The 24104-nt window shown below is 72.9% G+C and carries 21 protein-coding genes and 1 tRNA gene; 6 read left to right on the top strand and 16 right to left on the bottom strand.

The window, feature by feature from the left end:
• Window positions 1-12: 12 nt before the first annotated feature.
• The 5 genes from ACGRHY_RS13990 to ACGRHY_RS13970 form a co-directional block, all read right to left on the bottom strand.
• Window positions 13-489 carry a heat shock protein transcriptional repressor HspR gene (locus ACGRHY_RS13990; RefSeq protein ID WP_394635675.1) on the bottom strand — a complete coding sequence of 159 codons (477 nt, stop codon included), beginning with the start codon at window positions 487-489 and terminating at the stop codon, window positions 13-15.
• A 5-nt stretch (window positions 490-494) separates the two neighbouring features.
• Window positions 495-1679 carry a molecular chaperone DnaJ gene (gene dnaJ, locus ACGRHY_RS13985; RefSeq protein ID WP_394635674.1) on the bottom strand — a complete coding sequence of 395 codons (1185 nt, stop codon included), beginning with the start codon at window positions 1677-1679 and terminating at the stop codon, window positions 495-497.
• Between the two features lie 33 nt (window positions 1680-1712).
• Window positions 1713-2405 carry a nucleotide exchange factor GrpE gene (gene grpE / locus ACGRHY_RS13980; RefSeq protein WP_394635673.1) on the bottom strand — a complete coding sequence of 231 codons (693 nt, stop codon included), beginning with the start codon at window positions 2403-2405 and terminating at the stop codon, window positions 1713-1715.
• A complete protein-coding gene (gene dnaK / locus ACGRHY_RS13975) occupies window positions 2402-4255 on the bottom strand; it encodes a molecular chaperone DnaK (RefSeq protein ID WP_394635672.1) in 1854 nt (617 codons plus the stop codon). The genes grpE and dnaK overlap by 4 nt, the downstream gene beginning before the upstream one ends.
• Before the next feature lie 284 nt (window positions 4256-4539).
• On the bottom strand, window positions 4540-5724 hold the full coding sequence (locus ACGRHY_RS13970) for a PP2C family protein-serine/threonine phosphatase (RefSeq protein WP_394635671.1): 1185 nt from the start codon (window positions 5722-5724) through the stop codon (window positions 4540-4542).
• Window positions 5725-6015: 291 nt separating this feature from the next.
• On the opposite strand from ACGRHY_RS13970, the gene ACGRHY_RS13965 reads away from it, so the two are divergent.
• Window positions 6016-8280: a (Fe-S)-binding protein gene (locus tag ACGRHY_RS13965; protein ID WP_394635670.1), complete on the top strand. Its 2265-nt coding sequence runs from the start codon at window positions 6016-6018 to the stop codon at window positions 8278-8280.
• Window positions 8281-8400: 120 nt separating this feature from the next.
• Here the strand turns inward: ACGRHY_RS13965 and ACGRHY_RS13960 are convergent, their stop codons facing one another.
• Window positions 8401-8937, bottom strand: a complete 537-nt coding sequence (locus ACGRHY_RS13960; RefSeq protein ID WP_394635669.1) for a hypothetical protein — start codon at window positions 8935-8937, stop codon at window positions 8401-8403.
• Window positions 8938-9160: 223 nt separating this feature from the next.
• On the opposite strand from ACGRHY_RS13960, the gene ACGRHY_RS13955 reads away from it, so the two are divergent.
• A complete protein-coding gene (locus ACGRHY_RS13955) occupies window positions 9161-10633 on the top strand; it encodes an FG-GAP-like repeat-containing protein (RefSeq protein WP_394635668.1) in 1473 nt (490 codons plus the stop codon).
• Window positions 10634-10879: 246 nt separating this feature from the next.
• Complete coding sequence (locus ACGRHY_RS13950) at window positions 10880-11857, top strand: Yip1 family protein (protein ID WP_394635667.1); 978 nt, start codon at window positions 10880-10882, stop codon at window positions 11855-11857.
• Between the two features lie 83 nt (window positions 11858-11940).
• On the opposite strand, the gene ACGRHY_RS13945 is transcribed toward ACGRHY_RS13950, so the two are convergent.
• From ACGRHY_RS13945 to ACGRHY_RS13935, 3 genes are all read right to left on the bottom strand, one after another.
• Window positions 11941-12438, bottom strand: a complete 498-nt coding sequence (locus ACGRHY_RS13945) for a phosphoribosyltransferase (protein ID WP_394635666.1) — start codon at window positions 12436-12438, stop codon at window positions 11941-11943.
• 21 nt (window positions 12439-12459) lie between these two features.
• Window positions 12460-13035 (bottom strand): dCTP deaminase, encoded by a 576-nt coding sequence (gene dcd, locus ACGRHY_RS13940; protein ID WP_093657735.1) that lies wholly within the window; start codon window positions 13033-13035, stop codon window positions 12460-12462.
• Window positions 13036-13137: 102 nt separating this feature from the next.
• The gene (locus ACGRHY_RS13935; protein WP_394635665.1) at window positions 13138-13326 is read right to left on the bottom strand and encodes a hypothetical protein; all 189 of its coding nucleotides are present in this window, start codon (window positions 13324-13326) and stop codon (window positions 13138-13140) included.
• Between the two features lie 233 nt (window positions 13327-13559).
• Between ACGRHY_RS13935 and ACGRHY_RS13930 the strand changes: the two genes are divergently transcribed.
• Window positions 13560-13633: transfer RNA gene (locus ACGRHY_RS13930), tRNA-Gly, on the top strand.
• A gap of 154 nt (window positions 13634-13787) precedes the next feature.
• On the opposite strand, the gene ACGRHY_RS13925 is transcribed toward ACGRHY_RS13930, so the two are convergent.
• The 6 genes from ACGRHY_RS13925 to ACGRHY_RS13900 form a co-directional block, all read right to left on the bottom strand.
• Window positions 13788-13928, bottom strand: coding sequence for a hypothetical protein (locus tag ACGRHY_RS13925; RefSeq protein WP_394635664.1), 141 nt, complete (start codon window positions 13926-13928; stop codon window positions 13788-13790).
• Between the two features lie 112 nt (window positions 13929-14040).
• Window positions 14041-14706, bottom strand: a complete 666-nt coding sequence (locus ACGRHY_RS13920; RefSeq protein WP_394635663.1) for a hypothetical protein — start codon at window positions 14704-14706, stop codon at window positions 14041-14043.
• Between the two features lie 443 nt (window positions 14707-15149).
• The gene (locus ACGRHY_RS13915) at window positions 15150-16007 is read right to left on the bottom strand and encodes a hypothetical protein (protein ID WP_394635662.1); all 858 of its coding nucleotides are present in this window, start codon (window positions 16005-16007) and stop codon (window positions 15150-15152) included.
• 32 nt (window positions 16008-16039) lie between these two features.
• Entirely contained in the window at window positions 16040-16444 is a 405-nt protein-coding gene (locus tag ACGRHY_RS13910) for a VOC family protein (protein ID WP_394635661.1), read from the bottom strand.
• Between the two features lie 155 nt (window positions 16445-16599).
• Window positions 16600-17175: a potassium channel family protein gene (locus tag ACGRHY_RS13905; RefSeq protein ID WP_394635660.1), complete on the bottom strand. Its 576-nt coding sequence runs from the start codon at window positions 17173-17175 to the stop codon at window positions 16600-16602.
• A 120-nt stretch (window positions 17176-17295) separates the two neighbouring features.
• Window positions 17296-18837, bottom strand: a complete 1542-nt coding sequence (locus ACGRHY_RS13900; protein ID WP_394638040.1) for a hypothetical protein — start codon at window positions 18835-18837, stop codon at window positions 17296-17298.
• Window positions 18838-19375: 538 nt separating this feature from the next.
• Between ACGRHY_RS13900 and ACGRHY_RS13895 the strand changes: the two genes are divergently transcribed.
• Both ACGRHY_RS13895 and ACGRHY_RS13890 read left to right on the top strand, forming a co-directional pair.
• Window positions 19376-20602: an acyl-CoA dehydrogenase family protein gene (locus ACGRHY_RS13895; RefSeq protein WP_394635659.1), complete on the top strand. Its 1227-nt coding sequence runs from the start codon at window positions 19376-19378 to the stop codon at window positions 20600-20602.
• Window positions 20603-20606: 4 nt separating this feature from the next.
• Window positions 20607-22706, top strand: coding sequence for a SpoIIE family protein phosphatase (locus ACGRHY_RS13890; protein ID WP_394635658.1), 2100 nt, complete (start codon window positions 20607-20609; stop codon window positions 22704-22706).
• Between the two features lie 47 nt (window positions 22707-22753).
• On the opposite strand, the gene ACGRHY_RS13885 is transcribed toward ACGRHY_RS13890, so the two are convergent.
• Window positions 22754-24010, bottom strand: a complete 1257-nt coding sequence (locus tag ACGRHY_RS13885; RefSeq protein ID WP_394635657.1) for a hypothetical protein — start codon at window positions 24008-24010, stop codon at window positions 22754-22756.
• Window positions 24011-24104 lie beyond the last annotated feature (94 nt).

Genomic DNA, 24104 nt, shown 5'->3' with positions numbered 1-24104 from the left:
GCGGAGCGGAGGTCAGTCGGCGGAGCGCTGAGGCCGCCAGACCACCAGTGCGCTGGACTGCCGCACGTCGTGGTAGGGCACCAGGTCGCGGCGGTAGGAGGCGTGCACCTGCGCCTCGCGCTGGCGCATGGCCACCGCCGCGCCCTCCACCGCCTGCTGGAGCTCGGCCACCTTGGCCTGGAGGGCCGCGACCTGGTTCTCCAGCTCGATGATGCGCTTGATGCCCGCGAGGTTGATGCCCTCGTCCTGGGACAGCCGCTGCACCTGGCGCAGGAGCTGGATGTCCCGCGCCGAGTAGCGGCGGCCGCGCCCGGCCGTACGGTCGGGGGAGACGAGACCGAGCCGGTCGTACTGCCGCAGCGTCTGCGGGTGGAGCCCGGAGAGCTGCGCCGCGACGGAGATGACGTAGACCGGTGACTCGTCCGTCAGCTCGTACGGGTTGGTGCGCCCCCGCCCCTGGCCCTGTCGTCCGCGGCCGTAGCCGTCCATATCGGTCAGTCTCCCTTCGCGGCCTCGAACAGCGCCGCCCGCGGGTCCTCGCCCGCGGTCGCGTCACGGTAGGACTCCAGCAGGTCCCTTGCCTTGTCGCTCAGCTCCCTCGGAACCGTCACCTCCATGGTGACCAACAGGTCGCCCCTGGTGCCATCCTTGCGCACCGCCCCTTTTCCGCGGGCGCGCATCGTCCGGCCGCTCGGCGTGCCGGGCGGGAGCCTCAGGGTGACCGGCGGGCCGCCCAGGGTGGGCACCTTGATCTCGCCGCCGAGCGCCGCCTCCGTGAAGGTGACGGGCACGGTGACGGTCAGGTTGTCGCCCTTGCGGCCGAACACCGGGTGCGGCTCGACGTGCACCACGACGTACAGGTCGCCGTTGGGGCCGCCGCGCTCGCCCGGCGCGCCCTTGCCGCGCAGCCGGATGCGCTGGCCGTCCGAGACCCCGGCGGGGATGCGGACCTGCATGGTGCGCGAGCTGGTGGCCCGGCCGCTGCCCTTGCAGACCTCGCACGGGTCCTGGGCGATCAGGCCCCGGCCCTTGCAGTCCACGCACGGATCGGTGAGCGAGAACCCGCCCCCGCCGCCCCGGCTGACCTGGCCGGTGCCGACGCAGGTCGGGCAGACCCTGGGAGTGCCGTTCTTGTCGCCGGTGCCCGCGCAGGCCTTGCACGCCGCCGAGCTGGACATCCGCAGCGGGACCGTGGCCCCGTCCACCGCCTCGGTGAAGCTGAGCGTCACCTCGGACTCGACGTCCTGGCCGCGGCGCGGCTGGGTGCGCGTGCCCGCGCCGCCGCCCCGGCCGAACAGACCGCCGAAGACGTCCCCCAGGCCGCCGCCGAAGCCGCCCGCCCCGGGACCGCCGCCGCCCTGGGCGCCTCCGAAGAGGTCGCCCAGGTCGAAGTTGAAGCCGCCGGGGCCGCCCGCCCCCGGGCCGGTGCGGAAACCGCCGGCGCCGAAGAGCGCGCGGGCCTCGTCGTACTCCTTGCGGCGCTTGGGATCGCCCAGGACGTCATGGGCCTCGGAGACCTCCTTGAAGCGCTCCTCGGCCCGGGCGTCGCCCTTGTTGGCGTCCGGGTGGAACTCGCGGGCGAGCTTCCGGTACGCCTTCTTGATCTCCGCCTCGGTGGCGTCCTTGGGGACGCCGAGGACCTTGTAGTAGTCCTTCTCCACGAAGTCCTTGGTGCTCATCCCCGGCGTCCCTCCTCCCGGTCTTCCCTCGCGTCAGCCCTGTTCGGGGCCACCGCTCTCCTCATCAGCTGCCGTCTCCGCCTGCTGGTCCTCGCCCTTGCCGGACTGTGCGCCCGGCTGGGGCTCGGCGACACCGACCCGTGCGGGGCGGATCGTGCGCTCGCCGATGCGATACCCGGGCTGCAGGATCTGCACGCACGTCGTCTCGGTGACGTCGGGCGAGTACGAGTGCATCAGGGCCTCGTGCACCATCGGGTCGAAGGCCTCGCCCTCCTTGCCGAACTGCTGCAGGCCCATCTTCGCCACGACCGTCTCCAGCGACTCGGCCACCGACTTGAAGCCGCCGACCAGCTCGCCGTGGTCCCGGGCGCGGCCGATGTCGTCGAGCACCGGCAGCAGCTCGGTGAGCACGTTGGCGATCGCGACCTCCTTGACCGCCACCCGGTCCCGTTCGACCCGGCGGCGGTAGTTGGAGAACTCCGCCTGGAGCCGCTGCAGGTCCTGGGTGCGCTCGCCCAGCGCGGTACGGGTCTGGTCGAGCTGGGCGGTCAGGCCCGCCACCCGCTCGGCGTCCCCGGACGCCCCGGACGTCCCGGGGGCCGCCTCCGGGCCCGCCTCCTCGGCGGCCCCGGAGGCCTGCGCCGCGTCACCGGACTGCTCGTCCGGCTTGCCCGGCTCGACGGGGACGTCGGGCTCCTGCTCGAAACCCGGGGTCTCCTCCGTCACGCTGCATCACCCTTGGGCTTGTCGTCGTCGACGATCTCGGCGTCCACCACGTCGTCGTCCGCACCGCCGGCCTTGGCACCCGCACCGGCTCCGGCGCCGCCCGCGGCCTGCTGGCCCTGGGCGTCGGCGTACAGGGCCTGGCCCAGCTTCTGGCTGGTGGCCGCGACCTTCTCGGAGGCCTCGCGGATGGCGGTGGTGTCCTCGCCCCTGAGCTTCTCCTTCAGGTCCGCCACCGACGCCTCGACCTCGCTCTTCACCTCACCGGGCACCTTGTCGGCGTTGTCCGCCAGGAACTTCTCGGTGGTGTACACCAGCTGCTCGGCCTGGTTGCGGGTCTCGGCCGCCTCCCGGCGCCGGTGGTCCTCCTCCGCGTACTGCTCGGCCTCCCGCATCATCCGCTCGATGTCGTCCTTGGGCAGCGCCGAACCGCCGGTGACGGTCATCCGCTGCTCCTTGCCCGTGCCCAGGTCCTTGGCGGACACGTGCATGATGCCGTTGGCGTCGATGTCGAAGGTGACCTCGATCTGCGGCACCCCGCGCGGCGCCGGCGGCAGACCGGTCAGCTCGAACATCCCCAGCTTCTTGTTGTACGCCGCGATCTCCCGCTCGCCCTGGTACACCTGGATCTGCACGCTGGGCTGGTTGTCCTCGGCGGTGGTGAAGATCTCCGAGCGCTTGGTCGGAATCGTGGTGTTGCGCTCGATCAGCTTGGTCATGATGCCGCCCTTGGTCTCGATCCCCAGGGACAGCGGGGTGACGTCCAGCAGCAGGACGTCCTTGACCTCGCCCTTGAGCACACCGGCCTGCAGCGAGGCGCCGATGGCCACCACCTCGTCCGGGTTGACGCCCTTGTTCGCCTCCTTGCCGCCGGTCAGCTCCTTGACGAGCTCGGCGACGGCCGGCATGCGGGTCGAGCCGCCGACGAGGACGACGTGGTCGATCTCGGAGAGCTGGATGCCCGCGTCCTTGATCACGTTGTGGAACGGGATCTTGCAGCGCTCCAGCAGATCGGCGGTGAGCTGCTGGAACTGGGCCCGGGTCAGCTTCTCGTCCAGGTGCAGCGGCCCCTCGGCCGACGCGGTGATGTAGGGCAGGTTGATGGTGGTCTCGGTCGAGCTGGAGAGCTCGATCTTCGCCTTCTCCGCCGCCTCGCGCAGCCGCTGGAGGGCCATCTTGTCCTTGGCCAGGTCCACGCCGTGGCCGGACTGGAACTGCTTGACCAGGTAGTCGACGATCCGCTGGTCCCAGTCGTCGCCGCCGAGCTGGTTGTCGCCGTTGGTGGCCTTCACCTCCACCACGCCGTCGCCGATCTCCAGCAGCGAGACGTCGAAGGTGCCGCCGCCGAGGTCGAAGACCAGGATCGTCTGGTCGTCCTTCTCCAGCCCGTAGGCCAGGGCGGCGGCGGTCGGCTCGTTCACGATGCGCAGGACGTTCAGGCCCGCGATCTCGCCGGCCTCCTTGGTGGCCTGGCGCTCGTGGTCGTTGAAGTAGGCGGGGACGGTGATCACCGCGTCGGTGACCTTCTCGCCCAGGTACGCCTCGGCGTCCCGCTTCAGCTTCTGCAGCACGAAGGCGCTGATCTGCTGGGGGTTGAAGTCCTTGCCGTCCAGGTTGATCTTCCAGTCGGTGCCCATGTGGCGCTTGACCGACCGGATCGTCCTGTCGACGTTGGTGACGGCCTGGCGCTTGGCGACCTCACCGACGAGGACCTCGCCGTTCTTGGCGAAGGCGACGACGGACGGCGTGGTCCTGGCGCCCTCGGCGTTGGTGATGACGGTGGGCTCACCGCCCTCGAGAACACTGACGACGGAGTTCGTCGTACCCAGGTCGATGCCGACCGCTCGTGCCATTTCGGGTTCCTCCAGCTCATGCCTTGAGTAGATCTGGCTCAAGAGTGCAGCAGGAGGGCGGGCAGCGTCAAGAGACCTGAGCCATGCCGACTCAACTCTCCTCCGGTGATTGAACTCATGCCCGGACATCCCCTTCTCAACTGCCCGCGGAAAACCGGTCGCCGGAGAGCGTCCGGAGGGGCGGGAGGCCCGCCGGAGCCGTCATGGCTCCCGGACGGGGCAGCCTTCCCCGCGACGACCGTTCCATCCGGCCTTCCCCGCCCCCGTCCCCGTCCGCTCCCCGTTCACCCGGCCGCTTCCCCGGCCGACGGGAACTCGACGGCGACGACCGCCGCGTCGTCCCGCAGCCTCCCGCCGGTGTGCCGGGCGACCGCAGCCATCAGCTCGTCCGGCAGCCGCTCGGTGGGCACCCCGCGCATCTCCCACAGCTCCTCGGCGAGCGGGAAGAAGCGCCCCCTCTCGTCGCGCGCCTCGTCGATGCCGTCGGTGTGGAGCAGCAGCCGGTCACCGGGGCGCCACCGGGTGTGGACGGTCAGGCCGCGTTCGTCGTCCCACCCGGCCGTGAAGCCGTGCACCAGCCCCAGTGGCGGCAGCGGATCGACCACCAGCGGCTCGCAGCCCTCGTCGGTGAGCAGCAGCGGCGGCGGATGCCCCAGGTCGACGACGCGCAGCCGCCCGCCCTGGATCTCCACCAGCGCGGCGGTGACGAACAGCTCGTCCGCCTCCGCCTGCGCGTCCGGGCCGCCACCGCCGGCCGCCTCCCGCGCGCACCGCGCCACCGCGCGCGAGCAGCGGCCGGCCACGGTCGTCAGCGCGGACTCGTACTGGGCCGCCTCCCGGAAGGCGCCCAGCACCGCGGCCGCCGTACGGATCGCGGGCAGGCCCTTGCCGCGCACATCGCCGATGATCAGCCGGGTGCGGTCCGGGCGGACCACGACCTCGTACAGATCGCCGCCGATCAAAGTGTCGGACTCGGCGGCGCTGTACCCGGCCGCCAGGCGCAGCCCGCCCGCGCGGCGCGGCACCGGGGAGAGGAGGGCGAGCTGGGCCGCCTCGGCGACCTGCCGGATCCGGACGAGCTGCCCCTCGCGCCGCCGCCGGGCCGCGGCCGCCACCAGGCTGGCGGCGCTCACCACCGCCAGCGAGACCAGTGCGGTCGCGGAGGTGTCCGTCTCGGACGTGACCGGCTCGAAGGACGTGGCCAGCCCGAGGACCAGGGCGGCGGCGGAGACGGCGAGCACGTCACGGGGGCGTCCGCGGACCGCGGCGAGCGCGGGCGCCGGGGTGAGCAGGGAGCCGGCGTGCGCGACGCGGCCCTGGAGCCCGTCGGTGACCTCGATGACGGCGACCGCGAGGACGAGCAGCCAGGGGAGGAGCAGCCAGACCCACAGCCGCCCCCACAGACGCTCCCACAGGCCCTCCCAGAGCCTCACGGAGGCCCGCGCGAGCCCCGCGCGCGGAGTGCGCATAGGGACTTCCTCCCGGCCGCGGGAAACGGATGCATCCCTTTTTACCGCATTCGGCACCGATTCGGAGGACGGGATGCGGGAGGTCTATAGGATGGATCCACCCTTCCGTTCCCGGGCCCTCCGCGAGGCCCCGCGGCCGCCTCCCGGGCAAGGGCCGCCTCAGCGACGCAGATCACCGCACGAGTGGCTACAGACGGCCTCTGTTCATGGGTAGTCTCGAACAGATCGGATAAGTTACCGCTTAGTAAGCTTGCAGCCGCAGGCACCGCCCCGCAGGTTCGAGGAGCCGCCATGCAACTCGCCGCGATCGTCGTCTCGCTGGTACTCACCGCGGTCGGCGTTGCGCTCTTGGCACGCGCCGTCGCGCAGATCTACCGCTTCGTCAAGCTCGGCCAACCGGTCCCGGCGGGCACGCGCACGGACGACCCCAAGCAGCGCACCATCACCCTGGCCAAGGAGTTCCTCGGCCACACCCGGATGAACCGCTGGGGCATCGTCGGCGTCGCGCACTGGTTCGTGGCGATCGGCTTCCTCACCCTCGGCCTGACGATCATCACCGCGTACGGCCAGCTCTTCCGGGCCGACTGGGTGCTGCCGGTCCTCGGCGGCTTCCTGCCGTACGAGATGTACATCGAGTTCATCGCCCTGATGACCACGGTGGGCATCCTCACCCTGATCGTGATCCGGCTGCTGAACCTGCCCACCCGCCCCGGCCGCAAGTCCCGCTTCGCCGGCTCGACCGCGTGGCAGGCGTACTTCGTCGAGTACGTCATCCTGATCATCGGCCTGGCCATCCTCGTCCTGCGCGGCCTGGAGGGCGCGCTGCACGGCGTGGAGGGCTACGAGGCCGCGTACTTCGCCTCGTACCCGCTGGTGGCCGCCTTCGACGGGCTGAGCACGGGCACCCTGCAGAACCTCGTCTACCTCACCGCCATGGTGAAGCTCGGCACGACGATGGTCTGGATGATCACCGTCAGCCTCAACATCGACATGGGCGTCGCCTGGCACCGCTTCCTGGCGTTCCCCAACATCTGGTTCAAGCGCGAGTCCAGCGGCGACGTGGCGCTCGGCGCCCTCCAGCCGATGACCTCGGGCGGCAAGCCGATCGACTTCGAGGACCCGGGCGAGGACGACACCTTCGGCGTCTCCCAGGTCGAGCAGTTCTCCTGGAAGGGCATCCTCGACTTCTCCACCTGCACCGAGTGCGGCCGCTGCCAGTCCCAGTGCCCCGCCTGGAACACCGGCAAGCCGCTGTCGCCCAAGCTGCTGATCATGTCGCTGCGCGACCACGCACACGCCAAGGCCCCCTACCTGCTGGCCGGCGGCGGCAAGGACATGGAGGGCGAGGAGAAGGCCACCGAGGAGCAGCTCGGGGACGTTCCCGCCGCCGCCCTGGCCGAGGCCGAGCGCCCGCTGGTCGGGACGCTGGAGGAGAACGGCGTCATCGACCCGGACGTGCTGTGGTCCTGCACCACCTGCGGCGCCTGCGTCGAGCAGTGCCCCGTCGACATCGAGCACGTCGACCACATCGTCGACATGCGCCGCTACCAGGTGATGATCGAGTCCTCGTTCCCGTCCGAGGCGGGCACGATGCTCAAGAACCTGGAGAAGAAGGGCAACCCCTGGGGGCTGGCCAAGAAGCAGCGCCTGGAGTGGACGAAGGAGGTCGGCTTCGAGGTCCCGGTCGTCGGCAAGGACATCGAGGACCTCACCGAGGTCGAGTACCTGTACTGGGTCGGCTGCGCCGGCGCCCTGGAGGACCGGGCCAAGAAGACCACCAAGGCCTTCGCCGAGCTGCTGCACATCGCGGGCGTGAAGTTCGCGATCATGGGCGGCGACGAGAAGTGCAGCGGCGACTCCCCCCGCCGCCTGGGCAACGAGTTCCTCTTCCAGCAGCTCGGCCAGGAGAACGTGGCCATGCTGAACATGGCCTTCGGCGAGGACGAGGACGAGGGCGTCACCGTCGAGCGGTCCAAGAAGAAGATCGTCGCGACCTGCCCGCACTGCTTCAACACGATCGCCAACGAGTACCCGCAGCTCGGCGGGCACTACGAGGTCATCCACCACACCCAGCTGCTCCAGCACCTCATCGACGAGGGACGCCTGGTGCCGGTCACGCCGGTCGAGGGTCTGATCACCTACCACGACCCGTGCTACCTGGGCCGCCACAACAAGGTCTACACGCCGCCGCGCGAGATCATCGGCCGCGTGCCCGGCCTGCGCAACGAGGAGATGCACCGACACAAGGAGCGGGGCTTCTGCTGCGGCGCCGGCGGCGCGCGGATGTGGATGGAGGAGCGCATCGGCAAGCGCATCAACACCGAGCGCGTGGACGAGGCGCTGTCGCTGAACCCGGACATCGTCTCCACCGCCTGCCCGTTCTGCCTGGTGATGCTGACCGACTCGGTCAACGGCAAGAAGAACGAGGGCAAGGCCAAGGAGAACGTCCAGGTCGTGGACGTCGCCCAGCTCCTGCTGGAGTCGGTCAGGACCCCGGCGGAGCCGGAGGGCCCGGCCGGCACGGAGCCGGCTCCCGAGACCGAGCCCGCCTCGTAGCGCTCGCGCCCCGGGCAGTACGCAAGACGGCGGAGGCCGGCCACGCATCCCGCGTGGCCGGCCTCCGCCGCTCTGCGTCCTCCTGCCGTGCCGTACCGGCGCCGGCCTTTCCCCGGTTCCTCAGTCCTCGCCGAACCACTCGTCCAGGACGGCGTCGAACTCCTCGTCCCACTCCTTCAGGACCTTCCGGGAGGGGGCGTCGACGTCGGCCTCGTACCAGCGGCGGGCGGTCGTGCAGACCGACACGGAGAACCGGCGCCCGAAGCGCGGGAGATCCGTCTCGACCGCGCCGATCTCGTCCCAGGGGAACCGGGCCTCCTCGCCGTCCAGCCGGAACACCACCCCGAAGCGGCCGGCGGCAATCGAGCCGCGGCGGTCGGACGCCTCGAAGGCGGGCCCGTCGTCCTCCTCCTCGTCACCCTCCTCGTCCTCGTCCTGCTCGTCGTCCCCGTCCTCGTCCAGGCCGCCGGACTCCTCGGCGGGCTCTTCCGGGGCCGCCTCCCCGGCAGGGGCCTTCTCCTCCGTCTGCTCCACCTCCTCCCCGGTGGCCTCCTCACCGGCCCGGTCCGGGCTCGGCGGAGCGAGGCCGGGGATGTAGGCCGGATCGGTGCCGGCTGCGGTTACGGGCGGGATGACCGGACCTCTGAGCTGTTCCACGGCGGGCAGTATGGCCGACGAACCCGCACCCGCGACAGACGGTCCCGTGCCCGGCCGGTGAAGAAAACCCCGCCCCCCGTACAACCCCGGCGCCTCCCCGGAGGTCTCCTGTTGAGGCATATCCGCGTGACCCCCTGGCCAACGCCCGGTGACACAGGCGGATTTGGCCACATCAGCCCGGGATGCCTGGCGGCATCCTCCTCGTGCAGCAGGAGAGTTCCGAGTGCACAATCGTTTCCGTACGGCCCTCGCGGCCGCCACCGTGACGGCCCTGACCGGTGGCCTGATGGCCGCCACCGCCGGTTCGGCCGCCGCCGAAGGCGACCGCCCGACCGCCGACTTCAACGGCGACGGCTACCGCGACCTCGCCGTCTCGGCCCCCTTCGCCACCGTCAACGGCCAGAAGGACGCAGGCCAGATCGTGGTGCTCTACGGCTCCGCCGACGGCATCACCACCAGTTCCAAGCGCACCCTCATCAGCCAGGACAGCCCCGGGGTGCCCGGCGTCTCCGAGGCCGGCGACGGCTTCGGCCACGACACCACCGCGGCCGACTTCAACAACGACGGCTTCACCGACCTCGCCGTCGGCACCCCGCGCGAGAAGGTCGGCAAGGACGTCAACGGCGGCACGGTACAGATCATCTGGGGCTCCGCCTCGGGCCTGTACGGGGGCACCACCGTCCCCGACCCCGCGCCGAGCTCCCACGACCGCTTCGGCTACGTGCTGGACGCCGCCGACTACGACGGCGACGACAAGGCCGACCTGGCCGTCGGCACCAGCTCCTCCTACGTCCGCGTCTTCCGCGGCGGCTTCGGCAAGAGCAAGGGGGAGTACGGCGGCGCCTACGGTGTCCGCCCCGCCATCCTCAGCGGAGCGGACACCGGCCCGATGAACCTCCACTCCGGCGACGTCAACGGCGACGACATCGCCGATCTGGTCGTGGACGGCTACGAGAGGGACTCCGCCGACGGCGAGTACCACTGGAACGCCAACTACTACGTCCCCGGCTCCGCCTCCGGTCTGACCGCGAGCGGCCAGCAGAAGCTCCCCGCCGGCCTGATCACCGACATCGGCGACGTCAACAGCGACGGCTTCGGCGACATCGTCATCGGCATGCGGTTCGACGCGGACTCCGGTGTCCCCGGCAGCCGCACCGGCGGCCTGGTCAACGTCCTCCACGGCTCCCCCTCCGGCCCGAACGGCAACCGCCAGTCCTTCACCCAGGACTCCCCCGGCGTCCCCGGCGGCTCGGAGCGGTACGACGGCTTCGGCTCCGAACTGGACCTGGGCGACGTCAACGGCGACGGCCACCTCGACCTGGCCGTCGGCGCACCCGGCGAGTCCCTGGGCGACGCGCAGTACACCGGCGCGGTCGTCGTCCTGTACGGCGCGGCGGACGGCTCCGGCCTCACCGGCTCCGGCTCGCAGTTCATCCACCAGGACACCCCCGGCGTCCCCGGCGGCAACGAGACCGATGACCAGTTCGGCAGCGACGTCCACCTCGCCGACATGAACGGCGACGGCCTGGCGGACCTGACGGTCGGCGCCCTGGGCGAGAACAACGGCAACGGCGCGGTCACCGCGCTCCGTTCCGACGGGACGCAGATCGCCGGCGGCGGCTACTTCCTCTCCGTCAGCAGGGTGGGCGTCTCCACGGCCGGCACCCCGCTGTTCGGCGTCAACTTCGCCGGCTGACGCCTTCCGCACCACTCCGGCCGCCGCCTCGGCGGCGCTCCGGTGCACACGCGCCCCCGTGGAGCCCGGTCCGGCGGGCCGGGCCCCACGGCCGTCCCCGCGGCGCCGCCCTGCGGGTGCCCCGACCCCCGCCCGGGGCGTCCCCCACGGGGCGTCCCCCGGGTGATGTCACAGCTCGGCGGCAATGCGCGGCCCGCCGCCCGGCCCACGGCACCACGTACGGCCGGACACGGTACGTTCGAAGGCGTGGCTGGATTCAGGATGGGACACGGCCGGGATCCCCGGAACGCACGACAGCAAGGGCACCGCCCCCCGCAGCAGGCTCCCGGCGCACCCGGGCAGCCGCCGTACGCGCCTCCCGCGCAGCCGGGGCAGCAGCCCGGTCAGCCCGGGCACACCCTGTGGCACCAGGGCGGCGGACAACACGGCGAGCCGGAGTACTTCGGCGACCCCGGCCACGGCGGCCACGGCGGCCACCCCGGACACGGCGGGCACGGCGGGCACGGCGGCCAGGTGCGCCCGGCCGCGCACGATCCCGCCAACAACCCCGGGCACACCCAGATGTTCAGCTTCGGCGAGGCCCCCGACCACGGCCACGCCCCGCAGCCGGGCCACCCGGCCGGCGACGGCTACACCGACGGCGGCACCTACGCGGCGGGGCAGCCGCCCGCAGCCCCCTCCGGCCCGCGGCTGCACTGGAAGCAGTTGCTGAGCGGCATCGTGCTGCGCCCCGGCGCCACCTTCTGGCAGATGCGCGACCACTCGGTGTGGGGCCCGGCGCTCATCGTCACCTTCGTCTACGGCCTGCTCGCCGTCTTCGGCTTCGAGCAGGCCCGCGAGGACGCGATCAACTCCACGCTCTCCAGCGCGATCCCGTTCGTGCTGATCACCGGCCTGGCCGTCGTCGTCTCCGCCCTGCTGATGGGCTTGGTCACCCACACCCTGGCCCGCCAGCTCGGCGGTGAGGGGCTGTGGGCCCCGACGGTCGGCCTGTCCATGCTGATCATGACGATCACGGACGCCCCGCGGCTGCTGCTGGCGATGTTCCTGGGCGGCAGCGCCACGGTGGTCCAGGTCGTCGGCTGGATCACCCTGCTCGCTGCGGGCGTGCTGCTCACCTCGATGGTCCGCCGCTCGCACGACCTGCCCTGGCCGAAGGCGCTGGGCGCCTGTGCGATCCAGCTGATCGCGCTGCTGGCGCTGTTCAAGCTCGGCACCCTGTAGGGCGCGGCGGGAACGGCCCGTACAGCCGCCCGTACGCCGCACGTGACGGGGGCCCGCGCCGGTGCGCGGACCCCCGTCACGTGTCAGGAGTCGAGGACCTGCCCCTCCCGCCGCACGACCGGCGGCTCCACACTCCACGGGAAGTCGATCCAGCGGTCGGTGTGCTTCCACACGTACTCGCACTTCACCAGCGACCGCGGCTTCTCGTACACCACCGCGGACCGCACCTCGGCCACGTGCTCGGCGCAGAAGTCGTGCACCAGCTTGAGCGTCCTGCCGCTGTCGGCGACGTCGTCGGCGACCAGGACCTTCTTCTCGCTCAGGTCGACGACGCTGGGCACCGGCGGCAGCATGACGGGCATCTCCAGCATCGTGCCGACGCCGGTGCAGAACTCCACGTTCATCACGTGCAGGTTCTTCACGTCCAGCGCGTAGCCGAGCCCTCCGGCGACGAACAGTCCGCCGCGCGCGATGGACAGGATCATGTCCGGTTCGTAACCGTCGTCCGCGACGGCCCGCGCCAGCTCCCGGATCGCCCGCCCGAACAGCTCGTAGGTCAGGTTCTCCCGCTCGTCGCCCATGCGTCGCTCCCCGCTCCCCGCTCAGACCTGCGTGCGGTGGAAGTTCAGATAGGAGCGCGAGGGCGTCGGGCCGCGCTGCCCCTGGTAGCGGGAGCCGTAGCGGGCGGAGCCGTAGGGGTGCTCGGCGGGTGAGGAGAGACGGAACATGCACAGCTGCCCGATCTTCATCCCGGGCCAGAGCTTGATCGGCAGCGTCGCCACGTTCGACAGCTCCAGCGTCACGTGCCCGGAGAAGCCGGGGTCGATGAAGCCGGCCGTGGAGTGCGTCAGCAGGCCCAGCCGCCCCAGCGAGCTCTTGCCCTCCAGCCGGGAGGCGATGTCGTCGGGCAGCGTGACGACCTCGTACGTCGAGGCCAGCACGAACTCGCCCGGGTGGAGGATGAACGGCTCGTCCCCCTCCGGCTCGATCAGCCGCGTCAGGTCGGACTGCTCGACCGCGGGGTCGATGTGGGGGTAGCGGTGGTTCTCGAACACCCGGAAGAAGCGGTCCAGCCGCACGTCGATGCTGGACGGCTGCACCATCGCCGGGTCGTACGGATCGATCCTCACCCGCCCGGAGTCGACCTCGGCCCGGATGTCCTTGTCTGAGAGAAGCACGACGCCGAGCGTACAGACCGCGGGCCCGGCGCCTGCGCACCGGGCCCGCGTGCCCTCACCCGTCACGACCGCTCACCACGGCCGCCTCGACGCGTCGGCACCTCAGCGCCTCGCGGCCTCCATGCCCGCCACGGCCTGCCGCGCCACCGGCACCGCCTGCCTCAGCCGCGCGCACCGCGGACACCGCAGCAGCCGGCCCGGACCGATCCGGCCGCTGCCGAGGTTCTGCATCGGGAACGTCGAGGTGCTGAACACATGCCCATCGGCACACTGAACGACGGTGGACTCCATCGCCTGCCTCTCCCCACTACGTGTACGACCAAAGCCACATTAGGGGATCAATCGGCCTGCCTCGCGCCCGGCGCTCCGCACCCACCGTACGCCCCAACTCCCTTCCCCCGCTTCCCGGAAAACCGCCCGTCACACGCTCCGGGGACACGACGAAAAGGACCCCGCGGCTGTGCGCCGGGGGCCCGGTATGGGGTACAGTGTGCGTCGGTGAGCGACGCGATCGCCCACTCCTCGCGGGTGTAGTTTAATGGTAGAACATGAGCTTCCCAAGCTCAGAGCGCGGGTTCGATTCCCGTCACCCGCTCCATGACGAAGGCCCAGGTCAGCGACCTGGGCCTTGTTCGTTCCCCGGACTTCTCAGCGCCGTTCCAGCGGTGCTGAGCGAACACCTTCTACCGCCCGCCCTGCCGACTCCGGTTGACCGACCGAGGGACAGGACCGTCCACGGCGACCACCCTCGCTCAGTTTCCTTCGGTCCAGTATCGCTGGAGCCGGGCCACCGTCTCCTCCGCGAGACCGGCCCGGTGGATCAGCAGATACACCAGGTCCGCGGGCAGCGCCTCCTTGGCTGCAAAACGGGGTTTGCCGGGTGATGAGCACACAGCCGTAACTGCGGTGCCATCAGCCCCGGCGGCCCGTGCATGGCCACCCGCCACGAGCTCCTCAGCGACGGCCGACCCGTCCAGCTCTCCTGGTCCCGGGAGCCCATGGCCATCACCGACGGCACCCCCGTGCTCCCCGAGGCAGGGGCCACCGACCGGTACCGGAGGCGTGGGGCGACCACTGCACATACGGCGGAGACACCATGCTCATACGGCTCTGAAGAAGATGACCGTCATGGTGGGAGAAGCGGACCTGACCCTGGTCAAGGAAGCCGCCGCGCAGGAGGGCAGTGCGGAGTCGGAGTACTTCCGTGAAGCCTTCCACATCTGCCGCGCAGACCGAGACCCGAGATTCGGCGGACTCGGGGCTGTGTCCGGCCGCGATGAGCTGCACCACCAGACAGGCCGGGTCGATGAAACCCGCGCCATGGGTGGGCCATGACCAGTCCACCGCCCAGGCGGTGTGCTTCCCGATCATCATGTTGTTGGGGTTGATGTCGGTGTAGGGCAGGTCATCTCCCTGGAGGAGGGCAGCCTGGCTCTCGTCCTTGGTGAATCGCTCCCATCGGGTCTCCGGCCACTCCCGTGCCACTTCGGGGAGGTCCAGCTCCCCGATCCGGTTCACCAGACCGACGACCGCCAGCAGGGCGGGGGAGCCCGGCGAGAAGTCGGCTGCCCGGCCTTCCACGGTGTCGAAGCCGAGCACGACCCACGCGTCGTTCTCCGCGTGCCACCGCAGCGCGGGGGATACGGAACGTACGGCCGGGTTGATCAGCAACTCCCGCACGATGGAGTCGCGTCGGCCGCCGGGCCGGTTGGGAACCGCCTTAACGCGCCCTGGCCGAGGACCTGACACGTGACCAGCTGCACCTGTACGTACCCGGTTACCGGGAGCTGACCGGGGAGGACGCGGATGTCGTCGAGGTCCTCAACCTCGACAAGGCGGGACGCGACACCCGTGAAATGGTGGATCCCGAGGTCATGGCCGACCTCGGCAAGCGGGTTACGGGAGCTGCGGATTCGCTGCGCACCAACCGGTTGTCCCGCCTGGACAGCTGGTGCTCGTCCTGCGCCGGCTGCGACTTCGCGGCCATCTGTCGCGACCGCGAGAGCTGACGGCCACCAATCTCGCCCAAGATCCCCGCCGCAGGCGGCCGCCTCCAAGCAGAGGCTCCGTAGCGAGTGCGTACCGGAACAAGGCGCCCGGTCGGCCGTGCCGGCTCAGCCGCCGCCGGCGGGCGAGGGGGCGGCCGGGTCGAGGTGGCGCAGGACGCGGCGCAGGGAGCGGGCGCGGTCGCTGCCGGCGGGGAGTTCGGCGAGGCGGATGCGCAGACGGCGGACGAGGCCGACGGGGACGGAGTACGCGTCCGCGGCCGTGCCGCTCAGCAGGCGGTCGGTGGTGTTGGCGCACCAGTACAGGAGGAACGGCAACTCCTCACGGGCCGCGGCGTCCAGCAGCACCTCCAGCTTCGCCGGGTCCGGTTCGACGTAGAGGCGGGCGAGGGCGGCCAGACGCTCGCCGGGCTCCTCTGACGCCAGCATGGCGTCGGTGTCGAAGCCGGGTACTTGCGGCACCGCCTTCAGCATCTCGCCGAAGATCCGCTCCTGGCGCGCGGTGCGCAGGGGGCTGCTCGGCATCCGCTCGCGTACCTCCGCGTACTCGGTGACGAGCCGTTCGAGGGCGCCGACCGCCCAGGAGGTGTTGCCCCCTGTTTCCTCCCGGCCTTCCGGATCGGGGCTGTTGGCCGCGGCGAGGGCCACCCGTGCGGTCGCCGTGGCTCCGTCCACCTGCTGGTCCAGGTGCGTGGCGCGCTCCTCCGCCGCGCCGATGCGCTCCTCCAGCCGCCGGTACTCCAGCCGCGCGCCGCCCGGCAGTTCGATGCTGTGGAACAGGTCGCCCATCCACGGCACCAGGGCGATCACGAGCAGCGCGACCGCCGTGCTGTCGATGCTCAGGTCCGGGCGCAGCACATGGACCAGCGCCAGCGCCGTCGCCACACAGGTGACGGCCGCCCCCGTCCAGCGCCGGCGGCGTACGAGACCGCGCTCGGTGTCCTCTTCGTCACTCCCCCTGGACATGGCGTCCAGGATGGCAGGGCGTCCTGCCCCTGTCAGGCGTCCCGGGAACCCTCCTGGGAGCGGTCCTGGGGGTACCAGCGCAGTTCGACGGTGTTGCCGTCCGGGTCGAGGACGTAGACGGACTGGGCGGTGCCGCGCGCGCCGAAGCGGGGGCCGGGGCCGTCCACCACGGTGAAGGCGCCGGAGTCCACGACCTCCTGCCAGTCCAGCGGTTCGACGACCAGGCAGATGTGGTCCACGTTGGAGCCGCTGCGGGGGCCGGCGACCAGATCGATGATGGTCGTGTCGCTCACCCGCACCGACGGGAACGGCGCCTTCCCCGCTCGCCACTCGTCCACGCGGACCGGTTCCAGGCCCAGCGGGCCGCAGTAGAAGCCGAGGGAGCGTTCGACGTCCTCGACGTTGAGCACCAGGTGGTCGAAGGCGGTGACGCGCACGGCGGTCTCCTCTGTGGGGCGGACGGGGGCGCCTGCCACGCTATCGGCCGGGCGCGCGGCGGGCATCGGCCGCCGGTCCCGCGTCCCCGGAACGAGGAGCCCGGCGGAGCGACGTAAGCCGAGTGCCGCAAGCCGGGCGGCGTACGGCACTCGGTTCACGCCTCAGGTTCGGAGGGCGCCTGGCGGCGCAGCGCCGACTTGACCGTGTCGGCCACGAGCCGGGCCGCGACGCCCACCAGCAGCAGGCCGCCGGTCATCTGGACCATGACGATGATCCGGGCCGTCTGGGAGCGTGCCGTGATGTCGCCGTAGCCGACGGTGGCGAACGTCGTGAGCGCGAAGTACAGGGCGTCGGTGCGGGTGAGGGGCTCGGTGAAGCTGTTCGGCTCGGCCCTCTCCAGGAGGTGGTAGACGGTCGCGAACAGCAGCAGGAACAGCAGCAGCACGCTCACCAGCGCCTCGGCCGCCCGCAGGATCGGGCGGGGGGAGTGCTCGATCTCGCGGATCTCCCAGAGGAACAGGGCGAGGACGGCGAGCAGTCCCAGGGTGAGGATGACGGCCGTGCCGCCGGTGAACTCCTCGTCCACGGGCAGCAGGTAGTACGCGGTCAGGAGCGCCGCGGTGATGAAGGCCAGCCGCGCCGCCGCGATCACCGCGGGTACGCCGCGGGCGTCGCGGACGCCCTCCCGGCTGCCCGGGGGCGGCCGGCGGGTCGGGTCGGGTGGCGGCATGCGCGTCTCCCGGTGGTTCGGTCGCGGCCCGCGAGGGCTCCGGCGGGCGTGAGGGCTTCGGCGGGCGGGCGGATGGCGGCTCGGACTCGCGCCGGAGCCGGGCCGGGTCCGCCCGGGACGTCACGGGCGGACCGACACCGTCCAGCCGCTTTTGTAGGCGTCCGGCACCGGGTGGCGCGGCCAGTCGCGCGCCCAGGTCGGCGGGTCCGCCCGGCGCATGACCACCGCGTCGGACCGCTCGGGGGCGCGTGGGTCCGTCCTGACGCAGCCCGCGGCGTGCGCGACGGGGATCGCCGAGTCGTTGCCCGTGACCGCGCACGGGGCGCGTACGCCGTGCGCGTGCAGCACCGCCGCGATGCGCTGCCAGTCCTCGCGCGCCTCCTCCTGGATGCCCGCGTGGGTGTGCGCCAGGCCGGCCTGGACGGCCAGGTGGCCCGCCAGCACCGCGGTGAGGGCGACGGCCGCCGTCGCCGAGCGGCGGGCCCGGTCCGCGAGGCGGAGCAGGCCGAGGGCGGCCGGTACGGCCAGCAGCGCGTAGCCGGGCAGCAGGAAGCGCGGCGCGGCGTAGGGCAGCAGGAAGAAGTACTGCGCCACGAGCGAGCCGGCCGTGGCCGCGGCCAGCCACAGCGGCGCCGCGTCACCCGTGCCCGCCATGCTCCACGGCGTACGGGTACGGCGTGCCGCGAGCAGCCCCAGCGCGGCGAGCAGTGCCAGCAGCGGCCACCAGGCCGCGGCCGCCCACCCCACGCCGTCGCCCGTGCAGGGGCGGCACAGCAGCGGGCCGTCCAGCGAGATGAGGTGGTCGGCCACCGACAGCACCGGCCGCATGCCGCCCTGGACCTCGCTCGCCTCGGCGAGCCGCTGCGCCACCCCGCCGAACCGCAGCCGCGCCTCCACCAGCCACGGCAGCGCGCCCGCCGCGGCGCCCCCGGCGACGGCCCAGATCCTGCCCCGGCCGCGCCAGGCGGGCACCGCGACGGCGGCCAGCAGCAGGGGCGCGGCGAGGGCCGCGCCCTCGTTGGGCCGCATCAGGGTCGCCACGGCCAGCCCGGCGGCCAGTCCGGCGTACCGCGCGCCGCGGCCGGGTCCGCGTCCCGCGAAGCAGCCCACCGCCGCGAGCGCGCCCATCGCCGTGTAGTGGTTGGGCATGGCGGCGCCCGCGTAGAACAGCGCCGTCCACAGCGAGCCGTACAGCGCCGCCGCCACCCACACCGCCGACGGCCGGGGCACCACCCGCAGCCAGGGGCGGAACCCCAGGTAGAGCGCGGCGCTGGACAGCGCCAGCAGCCAGACCCGCAGCAGCACGGCCGAGTCGCTCCAGGAGGCGACCGGGGACAGCAGCAGGGGTACGCCGCGGGTGCGCGGGGCGCTGAACGGGGTGGGGGGGCCGTAGGGGGAGAAGCGGCTGGCGTAGACCGTCTCGTCCCAGCCGAGCGGCATGGTGAGCGGCACCAGGAGGGCGGCGGACAGCGCCAGCAGGACGCAGACGGCCGCCAGCTTGCGGGACTCCCGCCGCAGGGCGCTCGGCGAGCCCGGCGCCGCGGCCGTGGCGCCGGTGCCGACGCCGCCGAGTCCTCTGAGTCCTCGGGGGGCGAGGAGCCCGCCGGGCACCGGCACCGTGCGGCCGAAGGTCGGTGCTCTGCCCGGCGTTCTGCCCGGCATGGCGTTCACGAGGCCTCCACCCGGTCGTCCTGCGGCCTGCGGTCTGTCCCCCGCCCGCCGTTGTACCAGCGCGCCGGCCGGGGCGGCGCGCGCCCGCGCGGCGGCCGCACCGATCGGACGACGGCCGTACGGCAGCCGGCCTACGGCCGCGTCCCCGCCGGAGGCCGGTGCGGGCCGGCGCGGGCCGGTTCCGGGGTGTGATGACGGGAGGGGCGCGCGGGAAGACCTGAGCGCTGTGACGCACGCCCCATGCGCGTGGTCCGCCGCCGTCGGCGGGGGCCTCGGACATGCCCGGAGCCTCGGCCCGCACCGGCCCGAAACCGGGCGCGCGCGATGCGGGAAACAGCGGCTGCACTGGGATTTCGTCCATCCGGAAGCGCCGGGGCCGCCTGCCCCGGGCGGGGCGCGGACGGCCGCCGGACGGACCCGCGGGGAGGGGCGCCGGGCGGGCCGCGGAGCGGGACCGGGCCCACCGGAGTCCTGGCCTCCCGATACGGAAGATGTCTCAAGTAGGCTACGGCACCGTTGCCGTCCGGCAATGATGCCGGAGACCGTGACGCCCGCCGATGCTCTCGACCGGGTTCGTACGAAGAAGCGGAGTACAGCGGTGGTGCGGATCGAACTGGGGGCCGCGGTGTCCGTCGCCCGGGAGATCGCCGAAGAGGTCCTGGCCCCGCGGGCGGCAGCGGTCGACGCGGAGCAGCGGTGGCCCCAGGAGGGCATGGCGGCCCTGCTCTCCCGGCTGGGCGGACTGGTGGTGCCCGAGCACTCCGGCGGCATGGGACACGGGCTGCTGGCCGTGACGCAGGTGGGCGAGGCGACGGGCCGGGCCTGCGCCTCGACGTCGATCTGCTTCGGCATGCACCTGGTCGCCTCGGCGGTGATCGCCGCGCAGGCCGACACCGTGCAGCGGGAGCGGTACCTGGAACCGATCGCCGCCGGGGAGCACCTGACGACCCTGGCCCTGTCGGAGCCCGGGACGGGCGGCGAGTTCTGGCTGCCGCAGACGCGCATGGAGCGCCCCGGCGGCGACAGGCTGCGGCTGACCGGCTCCAAGAGCTTCGTCACCAACGGCGGCCGCGCCGACTCCTACGTCCTGTCCACCGTCGCCGTGGGGCCGCGGACGCCGCCCGGCCAGTTCTCCTGCACGGTCGTCGACGGCGGCACGCCGGGCCTGGAGTGGGGACCCGAGTGGCACGGGTTCGGCATGCGGGGCAACGCCTCGCGCGGCCTGGAGCTGCCCGGTGTGGAGATCCCCGCCGAGTGCCTGCTGGGGCAGGAGGGCGACGAGATCTGGTACATGTTCAACGTCGTCGCCCCCTACTTCCTGATGGCCATGTCCGGCACCTACCTGGGCGTCGCCGCGGCCGCCCTGGAGGAGACCCGCGCCCATCTGCTGCGACGGCACACGCGCGCCGGCCGCGCCCTGGCCGGCAACCCGGTCGTACAGCACCGGCTGGGCACGATGTGGGCCCGGGTGGAGCGCACCCGGCGGCTGGTCTACCACGCCGCCGCCGAGGCGGAGCTCGGCGGCCCCGAAGCCCTGCCGGGGCTGGCCTCGGCCAAGGCCGAGGTCGCCGACGCGGCCGAGGCGACCGTGAACGACGCCCTGACCCTGGTCGGCGGGATCGGCTACGGGACCGGCTCGCCGCTGCAGCGGATGCTGCGCGACGCCCGTGCCGCCCATGTGATGGCCCCGGTCACCGACGTGCTGCGGGTGTGGGCCGGCAAGGCCCTGCTGGACGAACCGCTGCTGGAAGGCTGACGGTGTGCTGACGATACCCGGCGGGAGAACCCGCATCCTGCTGGTGGACGTCCTCCCCGAGACCGCGGAGGACTTCCGGGCCGCGTTCGGGGAGGAGACCGAGCTGGTCCACGTCACGGCCGCGAGCGTCCTGGAGCACACCGAGGGGACGCCCGGCGCGCGCCGGCCCGCCGTGGCGGTGGTGGGCCGGCGGGTACCGGCCCCGGTCGGCCTGATCCACGCGCTGCGCCCCCACCCGGCGGACCTGGCGGCGGTGGTGGTCGCCACCTCCGCCACCGACTCCCGGCTCACCACGCTGCCGATACTCTTCTCCGCCGACCTCGTCCGCCGGATCCCGGACGCGCGGGCCGGCCTGCTGCCGCAGACGGCCCGCGAACTGCTGGAGGGCGTCTCCCGGCGACGCGCCGAGACCGCGGTACGGGCCGCCGCCCAGCGGCAGCTCGTCACCGGCGCGGTGATGAGCCGGCAGTTGGGGGAGCGGCTGCTGGGCGAGTTCCTCACCCAGGCCCCGATCGGCGCGCTCATGCTGGACGACGACGGCGCGGTGCTCGCCTGGAACCACCGGGCCTCGGACGTCCTGGAGCTGGACGACCACGGCTCGCTCCGCCGTTCGCTGGCCGACCTGTTCCCGCCGGACGCCCGCGCCACCCTGCGGCAGCACCTGGACACCGCCCGGGAGCAGTCCGCCCCCGGCCCCGACGTGGTCTTCGAACGCACCAGGTCCGACGGCACCTCGCAGGCCATGCGCATAGCCCCCCAGAGGGTGACGGACTCCGAGGGCCGCGAGCGCGTCCTGGTGCTCGCCGAGGACGTCACCGACCGCCTGCACGCACAGCGCAAGCTCGCCGAGCGCACCGGCCACGCCCTGCTGAGCGCGGAGGTCGCCGCCGCCATGACGGCCTCCGGGCCGCTGGCCGAGCGCCTGCACCGCTGCGTGCGGGCCACCGCGGACCGGCTGGGCGCCGACCGCGCCTGCCTGTGGACCCTGGCGCCTTCCGGCAGGCCCGAGCCCGCCGCCTGCGCCGACGTCGACCGCACCACCGCCGCCGACCACCTCCACCCCGAGCACTCGGACGAGGAGCTGGTCGGGCGGATCGCCGCCCGGCAGCGCCCCCATCTGGACCTCACGCCCCCCGGCGGCCCGCGCGCCGGGTCCGGCCGGCCCCAGGGGTCCTTCGCCGGCTATCCGCTGGTCTCCGGCGGGGAGCTGATCGGTGTGCTGACTCTGAGCACCCGTCTGGCCCTGCCCGGTTCCACCCTGTCCATCCTGGAGAACATCGCCGACCAGGTGGCCGTCGGCATCCAGCGGGACCGCCTGCTGCACCGGCTGCGCGCCACCACCCAGGCTCTGGAGCGCCCGCTGCTCCCGCCCCGCCTGCCCGAGCTGCCCGGTTTCGACCTCGCCGCCCGCTACCACCCCTTCGGCAGCGGCCTGCACATCGGCGGGGACTTCTACGACGCCTTCACCGCCCCCGACGGCCGGTACGTCCTGGCCCTGGGCGACGTCTGCGGCAAGGGGCCCGGCGCCGCGGCCATCACCGGCCTGGTTCGCCACACCCTGTGGGCCGCGGCCCAGCACACCACCGACCCCGAGCACGTCCTGGGTCTGGTCAACAACGCGCTGCGGCGCCAGAACACCCCTTTCTGCACCCTGGCCTACGCCGTTCTGGAGCCGCCCTCCCCGGGGCCGTCCTCCGACCCGGCGGCCCCCTCGGATCCCTCCGGCACCGTCCGCGTCCGCATCGCCTCCGCCGGGCACCCCGCCCCGCTGCTGCGCCGCGCCGACGGCGGAGCCGTGCCGCTGGAGGTGCGCGGCCCGCTGCTGGGCGTCCTGGACGAGCTGCACCACCCGGTGACCGAGGTGGAGCTGTGTCCGGGCGAGACCCTGGTGTTCTACACCGACGGCTTCACCGAGGGCGCCGGGGCGGAGGACCGCCGCGAGCCCGAGGATCTCGCCGCCCTGCTCGCCGGGCACCCGCCGCCGCCCGGCGACGGGCGTCCCGCCGACCGCGTGGTGGCGGCCCTGCTGGAGGACGCCCACTCCTGGTGGGGCGAGCGGCTCCGCGACGACCTGGCCGTCCTCGCGCTCACCCGCCTGGGCTGAGCGCCCTCTGCGGCCGGGCGCCGCCGCCCGGCCTCGGGACCCCGCGTTCAGGGGCGGGCGCGGAGGTTGGTGCCGTTCAGGCACAGGGCGATGTTGCGGACCGCGGCGGTGAGCTCCTCGATCACACGGGCGGCCTGCTCGGCGTCGTGGAAGGCGGGGCGGTCGGCGGACGCGGACAGGGAGCTGCTGAGGTCCTCGGTGAGCCGGCGCATCGCGTCCAGCTCCTCGGCGGGCGGCACGGCGGGCGCGTCGGACGCCGCCGGCGGGGTCGAAGGGGCCGCCGGTGCGGCAGGGGCGGCCGGGGTCGCCGGGACGAGGGGTACGGGCTCGGGTGGGGGCGCCGGTTCCGCCTGCTGGGGGGACTGGCCGGACCGGGCCGGCTGAGCGGACGCCTGCGGCTGTGCCCGCTCGGGCGCGGGCGCGGCCCGGGGCTCGGTCCGGGGCTCGGCAGGTGCGGCCGGCGCCGCCTCGGCCGCACCCGTACCGTTGCCGCCGGCCGCCGGAACGTTCCACCCACCGGCGGACCTCGACGCGTCCGGCGAGAGCCTGGTCTGCGGCGGCAGCACGTTCTCGGCGGTGCCCGGGGACCACAGCGGCGCCGTCGGCTGCGGCGCGGTGGGGACGTGCTCGGCCTTCCACTGCAGCCGGTAGCACTCGACCTGGTCGGCGCAGGCGGTGCGGGCGTGGAAGACCGCGCTGCCCTCGCCCAGGTCGGGGTACCAGAGGTTCGGGCCGGGGAAGCGCACCGTCCGCATCCGGGGCTTGACGGGTTCCGCGCAGCCGATGCAGCAGCCCGCCGGCACACACAGCCCCGCGCCCTCGTTCTGCGCGGCGGCGCGGGGACCGATCTCCCCGCGGTACTCCCCGTTGCCGCAGGGCGGCAGTTCGCCGCAGGTGCGGCAGACCGCGTAGTGCTCCGGCAGGACCTGCCAGCCGTGGCTGATCGGCGCGCACCAGTGCTTGGGCGCAGAGCGCGGGAAGTTCTCGTTGCGCAGGACCAGTACCACGGGCCGCTTGTAGAAGTCGGCCCGCTCCGGGGGCTGCGCGTTCAGCCGCCCGTTCATCCGGCGCAGGTCCTCCGAGTGCCGCCACAGTTCGAGGTGCTCGCGCCAGGCCTGCTCGTAGGAGAGCGGCCAGGGGTGGTCCCGGTACTCGTCGATCTCCAGGATCCGCCAGGGCTGCCGGTCGAAGACGACGACGTGCCCGCTCCTCAGGCGCAGGTGCGTACCGTTGTCGCCTTCCTTGGGCCAGTCGATGCGGCCGACGCGGGTGGGCTGGTCGGGGAGCCCTTCGCGAACATGCATGCCACGCTCCTCGGCAACGGGACAACTGTGGTCAACATGGAGCAGTTTCCACCATTCTGGATCATTTCGGACCTCTAGCCGTTCAGACACGCGC

It is taken from the genome of Streptomyces shinuiensis, from assembly GCF_043660855.1.
Taxonomy (GTDB): domain Bacteria; phylum Actinomycetota; class Actinomycetes; order Streptomycetales; family Streptomycetaceae; genus Streptomyces.
Note: the sequence above shows the minus strand (reverse complement) of the source record. Positions and strands in the feature narration are given on the sequence as shown.

Coding starts and splice junctions, on each gene's coding strand:
- ACGRHY_RS13990 (WP_394635675.1), bottom strand. CDS start 489: ATGGACGGCTACGGCCGCGGACGACAGGGCCAGGGGCGGGGGCGCACC.
- dnaJ (WP_394635674.1), bottom strand. CDS start 1,679: ATGAGCACCAAGGACTTCGTGGAGAAGGACTACTACAAGGTCCTCGGC.
- dnaK (WP_394635672.1), bottom strand. CDS start 4,255: ATGGCACGAGCGGTCGGCATCGACCTGGGTACGACGAACTCCGTCGTC.
- ACGRHY_RS13970 (WP_394635671.1), bottom strand. CDS start 5,724: ATGCGCACTCCGCGCGCGGGGCTCGCGCGGGCCTCCGTGAGGCTCTGG.
- ACGRHY_RS13965 (WP_394635670.1), top strand. CDS start 6,016: ATGCAACTCGCCGCGATCGTCGTCTCGCTGGTACTCACCGCGGTCGGC.
- ACGRHY_RS13945 (WP_394635666.1), bottom strand. CDS start 12,438: ATGGGCGACGAGCGGGAGAACCTGACCTACGAGCTGTTCGGGCGGGCG.
- ACGRHY_RS13935 (WP_394635665.1), bottom strand. CDS start 13,326: ATGGAGTCCACCGTCGTTCAGTGTGCCGATGGGCATGTGTTCAGCACC.
- ACGRHY_RS13915 (WP_394635662.1), bottom strand. CDS start 16,007: ATGTCCAGGGGGAGTGACGAAGAGGACACCGAGCGCGGTCTCGTACGC.
- ACGRHY_RS13905 (WP_394635660.1), bottom strand. CDS start 17,175: ATGCCGCCACCCGACCCGACCCGCCGGCCGCCCCCGGGCAGCCGGGAG.
- ACGRHY_RS13900 (WP_394638040.1), bottom strand. CDS start 18,837: ATGCCGGGCAGAACGCCGGGCAGAGCACCGACCTTCGGCCGCACGGTG.
- ACGRHY_RS13895 (WP_394635659.1), top strand. CDS start 19,376: ATGATGCCGGAGACCGTGACGCCCGCCGATGCTCTCGACCGGGTTCGT.
- ACGRHY_RS13885 (WP_394635657.1), bottom strand. CDS start 24,010: ATGCATGTTCGCGAAGGGCTCCCCGACCAGCCCACCCGCGTCGGCCGC.